At 76.0% G+C, this 12,628-nt stretch carries 12 protein-coding genes; 5 read left to right on the forward strand and 7 right to left on the reverse strand.

Translation table 11 applies throughout. The annotated features are described in order from the left end of the window. Positions 1-94 precede the first annotated feature (94 nt). Positions 95-949, reverse strand: coding sequence for a glycosyltransferase family 2 protein (locus ABEA15_RS08505; protein ID WP_345556188.1), 855 nt, complete (start codon positions 947-949; stop codon positions 95-97). Positions 950-1,357: 408 nt separating this feature from the next. Between ABEA15_RS08505 and add the strand changes: the two genes are divergently transcribed. Further along, positions 1,358-2,341 (forward strand): adenosine deaminase, encoded by a 984-nt coding sequence (add, locus tag ABEA15_RS08510; RefSeq protein WP_345556189.1) that lies wholly within the window; start codon positions 1,358-1,360, stop codon positions 2,339-2,341. A 202-nt stretch (positions 2,342-2,543) separates the two neighbouring features. On the opposite strand, the gene ABEA15_RS08515 is transcribed toward add, so the two are convergent. Both ABEA15_RS08515 and ABEA15_RS08520 read right to left on the reverse strand, forming a co-directional pair. Beyond that, on the reverse strand, positions 2,544-3,182 hold the full coding sequence (locus ABEA15_RS08515; RefSeq protein WP_345556190.1) for a GNAT family N-acetyltransferase: 639 nt from the start codon (positions 3,180-3,182) through the stop codon (positions 2,544-2,546). A 351-nt stretch (positions 3,183-3,533) separates the two neighbouring features. Next, complete coding sequence (locus ABEA15_RS08520; RefSeq protein WP_345556191.1) at positions 3,534-4,931, reverse strand: FAD-binding oxidoreductase; 1,398 nt, start codon at positions 4,929-4,931, stop codon at positions 3,534-3,536. Positions 4,932-4,994: 63 nt separating this feature from the next. On the opposite strand from ABEA15_RS08520, the gene ABEA15_RS08525 reads away from it, so the two are divergent. Both ABEA15_RS08525 and ABEA15_RS08530 read left to right on the forward strand, forming a co-directional pair. Continuing rightward, a complete protein-coding gene (locus tag ABEA15_RS08525; protein ID WP_345556192.1) occupies positions 4,995-5,981 on the forward strand; it encodes a helix-turn-helix transcriptional regulator in 987 nt (328 codons plus the stop codon). A gap of 124 nt (positions 5,982-6,105) precedes the next feature. Beyond that, on the forward strand, positions 6,106-7,053 hold the full coding sequence (locus tag ABEA15_RS08530; RefSeq protein ID WP_345556193.1) for an NADP-dependent oxidoreductase: 948 nt from the start codon (positions 6,106-6,108) through the stop codon (positions 7,051-7,053). A gap of 78 nt (positions 7,054-7,131) precedes the next feature. Here the strand turns inward: ABEA15_RS08530 and ABEA15_RS08535 are convergent, their stop codons facing one another. Further along, positions 7,132-7,317: a PspC domain-containing protein gene (locus ABEA15_RS08535; RefSeq protein ID WP_344143166.1), complete on the reverse strand. Its 186-nt coding sequence runs from the start codon at positions 7,315-7,317 to the stop codon at positions 7,132-7,134. A gap of 271 nt (positions 7,318-7,588) precedes the next feature. Between ABEA15_RS08535 and ABEA15_RS08540 the strand changes: the two genes are divergently transcribed. Beyond that, positions 7,589-9,703, forward strand: a complete 2,115-nt coding sequence (locus ABEA15_RS08540; RefSeq protein WP_345556194.1) for a catalase — start codon at positions 7,589-7,591, stop codon at positions 9,701-9,703. Positions 9,704-9,820: 117 nt separating this feature from the next. Here the strand turns inward: ABEA15_RS08540 and ABEA15_RS08545 are convergent, their stop codons facing one another. Beyond that, positions 9,821-10,285 (reverse strand): VOC family protein, encoded by a 465-nt coding sequence (locus ABEA15_RS08545; protein ID WP_345556195.1) that lies wholly within the window; start codon positions 10,283-10,285, stop codon positions 9,821-9,823. A 123-nt stretch (positions 10,286-10,408) separates the two neighbouring features. Next, the gene (locus ABEA15_RS08550; protein ID WP_345556196.1) at positions 10,409-10,915 is read right to left on the reverse strand and encodes an ATP-binding protein; all 507 of its coding nucleotides are present in this window, start codon (positions 10,913-10,915) and stop codon (positions 10,409-10,411) included. A gap of 282 nt (positions 10,916-11,197) precedes the next feature. On the opposite strand from ABEA15_RS08550, the gene soxR reads away from it, so the two are divergent. Further along, the gene (gene soxR, locus ABEA15_RS08555; RefSeq protein WP_345556197.1) at positions 11,198-11,707 is read left to right on the forward strand and encodes a redox-sensitive transcriptional activator SoxR; all 510 of its coding nucleotides are present in this window, start codon (positions 11,198-11,200) and stop codon (positions 11,705-11,707) included. Positions 11,708-11,753: 46 nt separating this feature from the next. Here the strand turns inward: soxR and ABEA15_RS08560 are convergent, their stop codons facing one another. Then, positions 11,754-12,272: a hypothetical protein gene (locus ABEA15_RS08560; protein ID WP_345556198.1), complete on the reverse strand. Its 519-nt coding sequence runs from the start codon at positions 12,270-12,272 to the stop codon at positions 11,754-11,756. Between the last annotated feature and the right edge of the window lie 356 nt (positions 12,273-12,628).

Raw genomic sequence — 12,628 nt, forward strand, 5'->3', positions numbered from 1 at the left:
GGGGGAGATCCGGGGGCATCGGTCCCCCGCGAGTGGGGCCGCCGCCCGCGCCCCGGCCGCAGCCAGGGGGCCCGCCACGGCGCCGCGGCCGGCGTCAGGGCAGGGGCCGGCTCACGGTCGAGGAGCGGCGGAACAGCCGGCTCAGCGACAGCGTGCCGTCGTAGGGCGTGTGCGCCCGCACCAGCAGTGAGCACGGCCGCAGCAGCACCAGCCCCACCAGCAAAAACACCGCCGCTCCCCAGGCCGCGCGGCGCTGGCCGTGCAGCCGGTAGGTGTGGGGCCAGGCCCGCAGGTAGGAGTACAGGTCGCGCACCGAGGCGCCGATGCGCCGCGCCGAAACCGGTACGCGCAACCGGTCCACGTAGCACACGCGCAGCCCGAGCCGGTTCAGGTGCACCGCCAGGTCAAGGTCCTCCCACATCCCCGGTTCGGCGCAGGTGTGGCCGCGCACCGCGCTCCAGCACCCGCGGCTCAGCGCCATGTTGGAGCCCCACAGCATCGCGTGGCCCGACAGCAGCCGGTTCAGGCGGTGGCAGAAGAAGCGGTGGGCCGCCAGCCCCGCGCGGCGCAGCGGGATGTCGTAGAACCAGGACGGCCCGGTGACGGCGTCGGGGCGCACACCGGTGCGCGGGTCGGCGGCGAAGGCCTCGGCCAGCTGGGCCACCCACTCCGGGCCGACCATGGTGTCGGCGTCGATGCGCCCCAGCACGTCGCCGCCGGCCTCGTCGAAGCCCCGGTTGCGGGCGTGCACCGCACCCTGGCGGACCTCGCGCACCACCCGCACCCCGTACGCGCCGAACGCCTGGGCCACCTCGGCGGTGCGGTCGACGGAGTTGTTGTCGACGACGATGATCTCCTCGGCGGGCCTGCTCTGGCGCGCCAGCGCCTCCAGACAGCGGCCGAGCACCGCTTCCTCGTTGTAGGCCGGGACGATCACCGAAATCCTCACGGGAGTGCCTTGTCGTAGTCGGGAACGAGCGGGGGCGCGCCCGGGCCGGCCGGCGGCGACCGGGCGCGGATGCGAACGCTGCCAGCCCGGTGTATCGGGTCCGGTCCAACCGGCGGTGTCGGCCAGGTGAAATCCCGCCCGGCCGGGGCTTGTGCGCTGCGAGGCAAGCATGGCACGCGCCGCGGCGCCCTCGGGCGGACAGCGGAGTCGCTCCGCGCCGCGCGGGGCGCACGAGGCCGGGCGCAGGCACTGTAGCGCGATCACGCGTGCAACGGGAAGTCGCGGCACGCCGGGCTTCGGTGCTGCCCGCCGCAGCGGTCGCGGCCGCCCCGGCGCGAGGCGCGCAGCGGGCGCGCCGGGGTGAAAAACCGGTTCGCGAACCGCCCGCCGCCGCCTAGGCTCCGGCGCATGCGCGACCTCGCCCGCCTGCCAAAGGCCCACCTGCACGTTCACCTGGAGAGCACGATCCGCCCCGCCACCCTGCGCGAGATCGCCGCGGCCAACGGGATCGAACCGCCCGAGGCGGCACCGGAGCGCTTCGCCGGGTTCCGCGCCTTCGCCGACCGGGGCGCCCGGGTGCGCTCCTGCCTGCGCCGCCCCGCAGACTTCGCCCGCATCGCCCGCGAGTTCGCCGCCGACGAGGCGGCCGACGGCACCCGCTACGCCGAGGTCACCTTCAGCGCCGCCGCCCACGGGGAGCGGCTGGGCGACGCGCGCATGCCGCTGGAGGCGGTGCTCTCGGGCCTCGCGCAGGGCGGCGCGGCCCACGGCCTGCACACCCGGCTCATCCTGGACCACTCCCGGCGGCGCCCGGTGCAGAGGGCCCGCCGCACGCTCGCCCTCGCGCTGGAGCATCCCGAGCACGTGGCCGCGATCGGGATGGCCGGCGAGGAGTCCTACCCGCTGGCGCCCTTCGCCGAGGTGCTGGACGAGGCCGCCCGCGCCGGGGTCGGTATCGTCCACCACGCGGGCGAGGCCGGGGGCGCCGCGTCGGTGGCCGAGGCTCTGGACACCGGCGCCCAGCGCATCGGCCACGGCCTCGGCGCGCTCGGCGACGCCGCGGTGGTCGAGCGCGTGCGGGCACAGGGGGCCGCCCTGGAGGTGTGCTGCTCCTCCAACGTCGCGCTCGGGTTCGCCCCCAGCCTGGCGGAGCACCCGCTGCCGCGGCTGCGCGAGGCGGGCCTGGCGGTGACGCTCAACACCGATGTGCCCGACGTCGCCCGCACCTCGCTCACGCGCGAGTACGAGCGCGTGCGGGAGGCCTTCGGCTGCAGTGACGCGGAGATGGCCGCGTTCGCGCGCGCCGCGGTCGCCGCCTCCTTCGCGCCCGCGCAGGTCAAGCGCGGCATCGAGGCGGGTATCGGCACCTGGCTGGCCGCCCCGCCGGCGTAGGGCGCGGGCGGCGGGCTCGGCGTCTCGGGCCGCGGCCGATCGTGTGCGCTTCGCGGGCGGGCGTCGCCGCCCCCACGGACCGGCGTGCGGCCGGGAAGGCGTCGAGGCCGGCCGCCCGGCTGATCGGCGGCGCCCTCCGCGGCCTTGTCCACGGGCACGGCGGTCCGCCGCACACGCCCTCGCCCCGCACCCGCGACGGGGATCAGGGCTGCCAAACCATGGTGCGCTGGTGCAGGCGGCGCCCGTCGTGGCGCAGCCCGGGCACGAGCGGGGCGGGCCCGTGCTCGGCGAAGCCCATGCGCCGGAAGAACCGCACGGCCCGGGTGTTCTCGACCAGCGTCTGCAGGTGGCAGCCGGGGGAACCGGACTCGGCCACCCGCTGCTGCCAGGTCCGCATCAGGCCTTCGGCGGCACCGGTGCCGCGTGCGGGCTCGGCGACGTTGATGTGCAGGTGGGAGGGCCAGCGCGGATCGTCAAACGTGCCGGCCGCCGGTCGGCGCAGCACGCCCGCCCAGGCCGTGTCGAGCAGGCTGCGGGCGAAGAAGGCGGCGGGGCCGGGCTTGAGGACCAGCCGGTGGGCGCGGATCGCCTCGGCCATGCGCTGCTCCTCGCTGGGGAAGGCGGCGCCGTCCAGGCAGCCGGCCAGGTAGCCCACGAGCGCGCCGCCGTCCTCGGCCACCAGCACCGACCCGGCGTCCAGGTCGATGTAGGGGGTCAGATACACCGCCGCCTCCGAGAGGGCGTGGCCCCACAGCGACTCGGTGGGGGCTCCCCGGCCGGCGTAGGCGGCCAGCGCCTCCAGCTCGGCGCGGTCCCCGGGCTCGAACGCGCGGATCCGCATGCGGCCTCCTCACAGAGCTGGGCGGACTGTTCCCCCATTACTGTATATCGGATAAACAGTAGAAGGGGGAAACGGCCGGGCCGGCCGCCTGATGGCGTCGGCTGCGCCGCCCTTGGTGCGGTCGTGCGCGGGCGTGCGGGGTTCGATCACCGCCCATGCGGCTTCGGAGAGGCCGGAGAGGAGGGCACCGGGGTTCAGCGGCCCCGGAATCGCTGCGATGGCACACCACGCGATCGTTCCGGGGCCGTCCTCGTGCCGGCGCACACTCTCCCCCATCACTCAACCCGCACACCCGCACACCCGCACACCCGCACACCCGCACACCCGCACACCCGCACAGCCAGGAGTCTCCTACCCGCGCGGGGCCGGGGGAACGGGGTGGTTGGCGCGGATGCGGTCATCGGGGTCGTAGGCGGCCTTGACCCGGCGCAGACGCCGGTAGTCCGCAGGTGCGAAGCAGGACGCCACGTCCTCCGGCGCGGCCGGGCCGAAGCTGAAGTTCAGCGATCGCCCCACCGCCTGCCCCGCGACGGGGGCCAGCACCCGCCGGTGCAGGTCTGCGGCCTCCGCCTCGCCGCCCGACTCCACCGGCGACAGCACGGAGGCGAGGTAGGCGGCGCCCCGGTGGCCCACCGCCCCCGCCCCTTCCGGTTCCCGCGCCAGCGCGCCGCCGAGGTGGCGCAGCCCCACCACGCACATCAGCGGCGCATCGGGCCCGGCCCGGCGCACCAGCTCCTGCCCCGCCCCCTCCGTGAGCGAGTCCACCAGCAGGTTCTGCGACCGGTACCCGTGCGGGACCTCGGGCTCGTCGAAGACCGCCCCGGACTCGCTGTAGTCCAGCTCGCGCAGCGTGGAGCGCACCGGCTCCCCCGCCAGGGCGACCAGCTCCCGCGCCAGCCGGCGCCCCTGCTCGGCCGGCCCCGCGTGGCAGAGCCGCACCTGGGCGAGGTGGCGGCCGCGCATCCCCTCCGGCACCCCCGCCGAATCCGGCATCACCAGCAGCGTCACCGCCGAGGTCGTCTCCTCCGGCACCGAGCGCGTCCACCGCGACCAGGCCGCCACCGCATCGGGGCGCTCGGCGAGGTCGAAGTACAGTCCGCCGCCGAAGACCCGGCGTAGCCGGACCAGGCCGATCTCCAGCGCGGTGACCACGCCGAAGCTCCCCCCGCCGCCGCGCAGCGCCCAGAACAGCTCCTGCTCGCGCTCCGCGTCGGCCGTGCGCAGCCGCCCGTCGGCGGTCACCGCCTCCACCCGGCGCACCCGGTCGGCGGCGAACCCGTAGCGGCGGGCCAGCAGCCCCACACCGCCGCCCAGGGTGTAGGAGACCGCGCCGACCCCCGGCATGCTCCCCGACAGCGGCGCCAACCCATGTTCAGCCGCCGCTTCCACCACCCGGCCCCAGGTCGCGCCGGCCTCGACCCGGGCGGTGGCCGCGCCCGCGTCCACCTCGACCCCGGCCATGCCCCGGGTGCTCACCAGCACGCCGCCGCCCAGCGCCGACGCGCGCCCGTGCCCGGTGGCCTGGACGGCCACCGGCACACCGTCCTCCGCGGCCGCGCGCACCGCCGCCTGCACGTCGGCGGCTCCGGCGGCCTCCACCACCGCCCGGGGCCGGTGGGGCTCCAGCAACTGGTAGCCGGTGCACGCGCGGTCGTAGCCCTCGGCCCCGGGCCGGTGCACCGGCCCCGCGGTGCGCTCCTCCAACCGGTTCAGGTCCGTCTTCCGTGTGCTGTGCGTCGATTGCCTCATGGCCTCCACGCTTGCAGCCCTTGCGGCCGCAACCTGTCCGCAAGGGGTGCGATCCTGGACGGCATGCAGCACACCACCGGGCCCGCCTCCACCCGCCGGGCCATGCCGGGCCGCCTGCTGCGGCTGCTGTCGCTGCTGCAGAGCCGCCGCCAGTGGCAGGGCCCCGAGCTGGCCGACCGGCTCGGCATCAGCCGCCGCACCCTGCGCCGCGACGTCGAGCGGCTGCGGGAACTGGACTACGCCGTGCAGGCCACCACCGGAACCGCCGGCGGCTACCGGCTCGCCGGCGGCGGACGGGCCACCCCCGCACTGCTGCTCGACGACGACGAGGCGCTGGCCGCGGCTCTCGCCCTGGCCACCGCGGCCGCCGGCGCACCCGCCATCGCCGAGGGCGCCGCCCGCGCCCTGACCAAGCTGGAGGCGCTGCTGCCCGCCCGCCTTCGCCCGCACCTGGCCGCCCTGGGCGGCGCCGCCGCGCTCCCCCACCGCGGCGCCGTGGACATCGACCCCGCCCGGCTGGCGCTGCTGGCCGGGTGCTGCCGCGACGGCGAACTGCTCGCCTTCGACTACCGCGACCGCCGCGGCGCCACGGGCCGCCGCCGCGTCGAGCCCCACCACGTGGTCACCGCCCAGGGCCGGTGGTACCTCATCGCCTACGACCCCGACCGCGCCGACTGGCGCACCTTCCGCGCCGACCGCATCGCCGACCCGCTGCCCACCCGGCGCCGCTTCACCCCGCGCCCGCTCCCCGCCGCCGGCCCCGCCGCGTTCCTGGCCCGCGCGATGGCCGAGGCCGACTACCCCCACACCGCCCGGCTGCGCGTCGACCTGCCCGCCGAGCAGGTGCGCTCCCGCCTGTTCCACACCGTGCCCGGCACCGTCGCCCCCGACGGCGACCACCGGTGCCGCGTGCGGCTCGCCGCGCACGCCCCCGAACTCGTCGTGCACTACGTCGCGGCGATCACCGCCCTGGGCGCCCCGGTCGACATCGACGCCTCCCCCGAGGTCGCCGAACGACTGCATAGCCTGGGGCGGCGCCTGGCCCGGTGACCCGCCCCGCCGCACGCGCCCGCGCGCTGGTCCGCAGAACGAGCGCCTGCCCCCAAGCGGCGACCGGGTTCCACCGCCGCCTGTCGCAACCGACGCCCGCGTCCCACGACACCAGGAGGACACCATGGCCCGCGCCGTCCGCTTCTCCCGCTACGGCGGCCCCGACGTGCTCGCCCTGGAGGAGGTCGCTCTCCCCGAGCCCGGACCCGGCCGGGTCCGGGTGCGCGTACGCGCCGCCGGGGTCAACCCCGCCGACTGGAAGATCCGCAGCGGCGCCTTCTCCGCCGACCCCGACCAGCCACCGCAGCAGCCCCAGGGCACCGGCCTGGACCTGGCCGGCACCGTCGAGGCCGCCGGCCCCGGCGTCACCGCCTGGAGCCCGGGACAGCACGTCTTCGGCAAGGCCCACGGCGGCGCCGCCGCCGCCACCCACGCCCTGGCCCCCGCCGACGAGCTCGCGGCCAAGCCCGACTGGCTGTCGTTCGAACTGGCCGCCGCACTTCCGACGCCCGCCGAAACCGCCTACCGCGCCCTCGGCCTGGTGGGCATGGGCCCCGGCGGCGGCCGGGGCCAGACCGTGCTCATCCACGCCGTGGCCGGCGGCGTCGGCCTGATCGTCGCCCAGCTGGCGCGGGACCGCGGCGCGGCGGTCGTGGGCACCGCCAGCACGCGCCACCACGCCTTCCTGCGCGAACTGGGCGTCACACCCGTCACCTACGGGCCCGGGCTGGAACAGCGGCTGCGCGAGGCGGCCCCCGAGGGTGTCGACGCGGTCGTGGACGCCTCCGGCCGCGGGGTGCTGGCGGTCTCGGTGGAGCTGGCCGGGTCCGCCGACCGGGTGGTCACCGTCGCCGACCCCGCGGCGGCCGAGCACGGCGTGCGCTTCTCCGGCGGCGGCGCCGACCGCGCCCCGCTGGAGAAGGTCTTCGCCGAGGTGCTGCCGCTGATCGAACAGGGCCGGCTGCGCCTGCCCGTCGAGCACACCTTCCCGCTGGAGGAGACCGCCCGGGCCCAGCGGCTCAGCGAGGAAGGCCACCTGCGCGGCAAGATCGTCATCACCGTCGGCGACTAGGACCCGCCGCACGCCGGCGACGGCGTGCGGGGCCGCGGCCCGGCCGCGCCCGCGGGGGCGCCGCCGGACCGGACGGGCTCAGAACTCCTGGGGAATCATGATCCACAGCGCCAGGTAGATCACCACCTGGGGCCCGGGCAGCACGCACGAGATCACGAACAGCAGCCGCACCAGAAACGGCGACAAGCCGAACCGGCGCGCCAGACCTCCGCACACCCCGGCGATGACGTTGTCGCGGGTCCGCACCAGGCCGTTCGAAGCCATCGCTGGACCCTCCTCTCTTCGTCGAGTCCCCCGAGCCCCGCTCCGGCCCGCGGCCGTCGACACAGCGCACGGCGGTCCGGGCGGGGCATGCACACGCCCCCTACCCCGAACGCGCCCCCGGCCCACCTCGGCTGCGGGTGCCCGATGCCACAGGGCGGGTTTGCACCCGGACTCTGCGGTCAGCGGTCGGCGCAGACGCGCATGCTCCCGGGCGGCGGGCAGGGCCCGGCCCGGGAACGTCCAGGCACCGCAGCAGCGAAGGGGCACCGCCATGTCCGAGTTCTCCCGTGACCAGGCGCCGGCGGGCGACGAGAAGGACCGCCGGCTCGAGGGGGTCCGCGACGACTCCGACAAAGCGCTGACCACCAACACCGGCGTCGCCGTCGACGACACCGACAACTCCCTCAGCGCCGGGGAGCGCGGCCCCACGCTGATGGAGGACTTCCACTTCCGCGAGAAGATCACCCACTTCGACCACGAGCGCATCCCCGAGCGGGTCGTGCACGCCCGCGGCGCCGGCGCCTACGGCTACTTCCAGGTCTACGAGTCGATGGCGCGCTACACCCGCGCCGACTTCCTGACCGACCCCGGCCTGCGCACACCGGTGTTCGTGCGCTTCTCCACCGTGGCCGGCTCGCGCGGCTCGGCCGACACCGTGCGCGACGTGCGCGGCTTCGCCACCAAGTTCTACACCCGCGAAGGCAACTACGACCTGGTCGGCAACAACATGCCGGTGTTCTTCATCCAGGACGGGATCAAGTTCCCCGACTTCGTGCACGCCGTCAAACCCGAGCCCCACAACGAGATCCCCCAGGCCCAGTCGGCCCACGACACCCTGTGGGACTTCGTCGGGCTGCAGCCGGAGACGCTGCACATGATGATGTGGCTGATGAGCGACCGCGCCCTCCCCCGCAGCTACCGCATGATGCAGGGCTTCGGCGTGCACACCTTCCGCCTGGTCAACGAGCGCGGAGAGGGCACCTTCGTCAAGTTCCACTGGAAGCCGCTACTGGGCACGCACTCGCTGGTCTGGGACGAGACCCAGAAGATCGGCGGCAAGGACCCCGACTTCAACCGGCGCGACCTGTGGGAGTCCATCGAGTCCGGCCAGTACCCCGAGTACGAGCTGGGGATGCAGCTGGTGCCCGAGTCCCAGGAGCACGCCTTCGACTTCGACCTGCTCGACCCCACCAAGATCATCCCCGAGGAGCTGGTCCCGGTCACACCGGTGGGCAGGATGGTCCTCAACCGCAACCCGGACAACTTCTTCGCCGAGACCGAGCAGATCGCCTTCCACACCGCCAACGTGGTGCCCGGCATCGACTTCACCAACGACCCGCTGCTGCAGGCCCGCAACTTCTCCTACCTCGACACCCAGCTGATCCGGCTGGGCGGGCCCAACTTCCAGCAGCTGCCGGTCAACCGGCCGGTGGCCGAGGTCAGCAACAACCAGCGCGACGGCTTCGGCCAGCACACCGTCCACCGGGGACGCACCAGCTACTTCCCGAACTCGCTCGGCAGCGGCTGCCCCTACCTGGGCGAGGCGCCCTACACCCACTACCAGGAGCGCGTGGACGGCGCCAAGATCCGCAAGCGCAGCGAGAGCTTCAAGGACCACTACAGCCAGGCGACGCTGTTCCTCAACAGCCTCGCCGGCTGGGAGCGCGAGCACCTCACCTCGGCCTTCCAGTTCGAGCTGGGCAAGTGCGAGACAGCGGCGGTGCGCGAACGCGTGGTCGCCCACCTCAACCGCATCGACCACACCCTGGCCCGCGCGGTCGCCGTCGGCATCGGCGTCGATCCACCCGCCGCCGAGGAGGTCGCCAACCACGGCCGCTCCTCGCCGGCGCTCAGCCAGGCCAACGCGCCCACCGACAGCGTCTTCTCGCGCCGCATCGCGGTCCTGGCCGAGGAGGGCGTCAACGCCGCGGAGGTGACGCGCTTCCGCGAGGCCATGGCCGAGCGCGGCGCGGCGGTGGAGGTGCTGGCGCCCGACGACGGCAGCGTCGCCGGCACCGACGGCGCCCGGCTCGCCGTCGACCGGGCCATGCACACCATGTCCTCGGTGCTCTACGACGCGGTGGTCGTGGCCGGCGGGGCCCGGTGCGCGGCCGCCCTGGCCGAGGACGGGCTGGCGCTGAACTACGTCGCCGAGGCCTTCAAGCACGCCAAACCGGTCGCGGGCCTGCACGAGGGCGTGGGCGTGCTGGAGGCCGCGCCCCTGCCGCGGCTGCGCCTGGCCGGCGACGGCGACGCGGCGGCGGTGGTCGACCAGGGGGTCGTCACCCACCGCGGCGGCGACCCCGAGGAGTTCTACCGCGCCTTCGCCGGGGTCCTGGCCGGCCACCGGGTCTGGGACCGCGACACCGCGCGCGTGCCGGCCTGAGGCCGCGCCGCGGCCGTGCGCCCGGCCGCGGCGCGCAGCAGGTGCGGGGGCGGGCACCGGTGCCCGCCCCCGCGTTCGTGCCCGGCCGGCGCCGCACCGGGCGGCGGGGCGGGGCCCTCAGCCCGCGTCGCCGGGTCCGAAGCGCTCGGCCATGGCCTCGGCATCCAGCGCCGCCTCGTTGAGCTCGTTGAGGCTGTACCAGTTGCCGAAGGGGTCGCGAAAGACCGCCTCGACGCCGTAGGGCACCTCGTGCGGCTCCTGCAGGAACTCCACGCCCCGCGCACGGTAGGCGGCGTAGGTGGCGCGGCAGTCGTCGGTGTTCCAGGCGCCCGCGCTCAGCGCGCCCTGGGCCACCAGCCCGCGGATCGTGCGGGCGGTCTCCTCGTCGTGCATCGGCGGCCCGGGCACGGACAGGCTCAGCTGGAAGACGGGATCGGCCGGCGGGCCCACCGTCAGCCACCGCATCCCGTCGTCCATCATCAGGTCGAAGCGCTGCTCGAACCCGAGCTTGTCCAGGAAGAACCGCTTGGCCTCGTCGTAGTCGAACACGAACACGCTCGCCACACCCAGTCTGGTGATCACGGACTGCCCCTATCTGTGCGCTGGAAGTGTGCTGCCTCGGCTCGACGCTAGCCCGCCCCGGCCGCTTCGGCCCGCTCCGCGCGCACCGTGTCGGCGCGGCTCGGCGCAGAGGCGCCGACGCGCCTAGCCGCGGCTCGCGGTTTCGGTCGCCAGCTCGAACCAGACGGTGTGGCCGCGCGGGTCGGGCGGGGCGGTGGTGCCGCAGCCGCCCTCGCACAGCGCGGCGACGAAGCCCAGGCCGCGGCCGTTCTCGGCGGCGCCGTCGCCCATCAGCGAGGCGTCGATGCGGGGGCGGGTGGGCCGGCCCGGCCGCGGACCCAGGTCGGCGACCTCCACGCGCACCCGGCGGCTGTCCTGCCACAGCCGGGCGGTGAACGTGCCGCCGGGCAGCCCGGAGCCGGAGTGGCGCACCGCGTTGGTGGCGAGCTCGCTGGCGCAGACCAGCAGGTCGTCGAGGAGGCCGGCGGAGTGGTCGAAGGCGCCGCGGCGCAGGCACCGGGCGATCCAGTCGCGCATCGCGCCCACACTGGCGGCCTGCCCGGCGAAGGTGAGGGCGTGGTCGGGTTCGGGCTGCTGCGGCGGTCTGGTGGAGGGGCGGGGCGGGGAGGCGGCCTGCGGGACTGCGGTCATGTGGTGCACGGTTGAAGCTCCCCCCGGTTTCGCCGACACGCGGGGGCCGCTGCGCGCACCCGCGGGCCCGCACCGCGCCACCCCCGTGAACCCGTGGTGCGCTGGCCGTTTCCTCCCCGTCGGCCCGCGCCGGGCTCGGCATCCAATATCACCCAGACGCTGCGGGCGTGCAAGCGCTATGGCCCAACTCGGTCGGTCTCGCCCCGCCGGTTCCGCGCGGTCCGCGGGCGCGGCTAGGCTCGAACCTCAACCAGGCTTGAAGTCGTGTGAGGGGAGGCGGCGATGACGGTCGGGCCGTCGTGGAAGGCCAAGGAGCTCACGGTGGGACAGCTCGCCCAGCGCAGCGGGGTGGCGGTCTCGGCGCTGCACTTCTACGAGCGCAAGGGGCTGATCACCAGCCGCCGCACCGCCGGCAACCAGCGCCGCTACCGCCGCGACACGCTGCGCCGGGTCGCCTTCGTCCGCGTCGCCCAGCGGGTCGGCATCCCGCTGGCCGACATCGCCGAGGCGCTGGCCACCCTGCCCGAGGCGCGCACGCCCACGCGCGAGGACTGGGCCCGGCTGTCGCAGCTGTGGCGCGACCGGCTGCAGGAGCGCATCAACCAGCTGGAGCGGCTGCGCGACGACCTGACCGACTGCATCGGCTGCGGCTGCCTGTCGCTGGAGCGCTGCGTGCTGTCCAACCCCCACGACCGCCTCGCCGCCCAGGGGCCGGGCCCGCGCCGGCTGCTGACCCCCGAGGCCCGGGAGGGCGGGCCGGCGGCCGCCGAGGCCGGGCAGGAGTGCCCCTGAGCGCCGCCGCCTCCGGTGCGGCGCGCGAGCCGGCGCCGCCCGGTGCTCAGCCGCGCCCGCGCAGCGGCTCCAGCTCCTGGGCCGAGCGGATGCGGCGCAGCGCCGCCGGCCCGGGGCCCGGCGGCCGGGTGAACACCCGCACCATCACCCCGCCGCCGTCCAGTCCGGCGCCCACCCAGGCGTGGTCGCTGCTCAGCACGGTGAAGGCGTGTTCGCGCCCGTCCAGGGCGACGGCGGCGGCCGACCAGGCGGCGTCCCCGCCCAGCGCGAAGGAGTCGGCGCCGGCGGGGTCGCGGGAGCGCCGCTCCATCAGCTCGCGCTCGGCGCAGAAGGCCCGCAGCCGCTGATCGGTTTCGCCTCCGCCGAAGCGGCGGCTGGCGATCTCCAGGTCGGGGCCGGTGTCGGGGCCCTCGGGGGTGGAGCCGAAGTCGATCACGGCCTTGAGCAGCCCGGGACCGTCGGGGTCGAGGGTGGTGGAGCTGACGCGGCCGCGCCGGGACTCGCCGACGGGGGCGTAGAGCGCCAGCCCCGCCAGGATGGTCTCGAGGGTGAGGTCCTGGTCCACGTGACGGCCTTCCCGGTTGCGTGCGCTGGTCCGGGCCCGATTCTAGGCGCGGCGGGCGGTGGCGCCGAGCGCGCCCGGCCTGCGGGGCCCGGACCGCGCTTTCGGGCCCCGGGCCCGCGACCGGCCGGGGAACGCGCCGGGCGGCGGCGCGGGCGGGCTCCCCTCTGCCGCTGCCGCGGGAGACCGCACGCGGCGCTTTCTGCGCCTTCCGGCGGCCGCGGGTCCCGCCATCGCCGAGGCCCCCATCGGGCGGAACGGGCCTTGGGCCGCGCCCGGCGGCGCCCGCGCCGGCGCCCGCGGCGGCGGGCGCGGGCCGGTGCGCCACGACCCTTCCAATGATCATTGTCATGGTCTAG

The organism is Streptomonospora halophila (genome assembly GCF_039542725.1).
In the GTDB taxonomy this organism is placed as follows: domain Bacteria; phylum Actinomycetota; class Actinomycetes; order Streptosporangiales; family Streptosporangiaceae; genus Streptomonospora; species Streptomonospora halophila.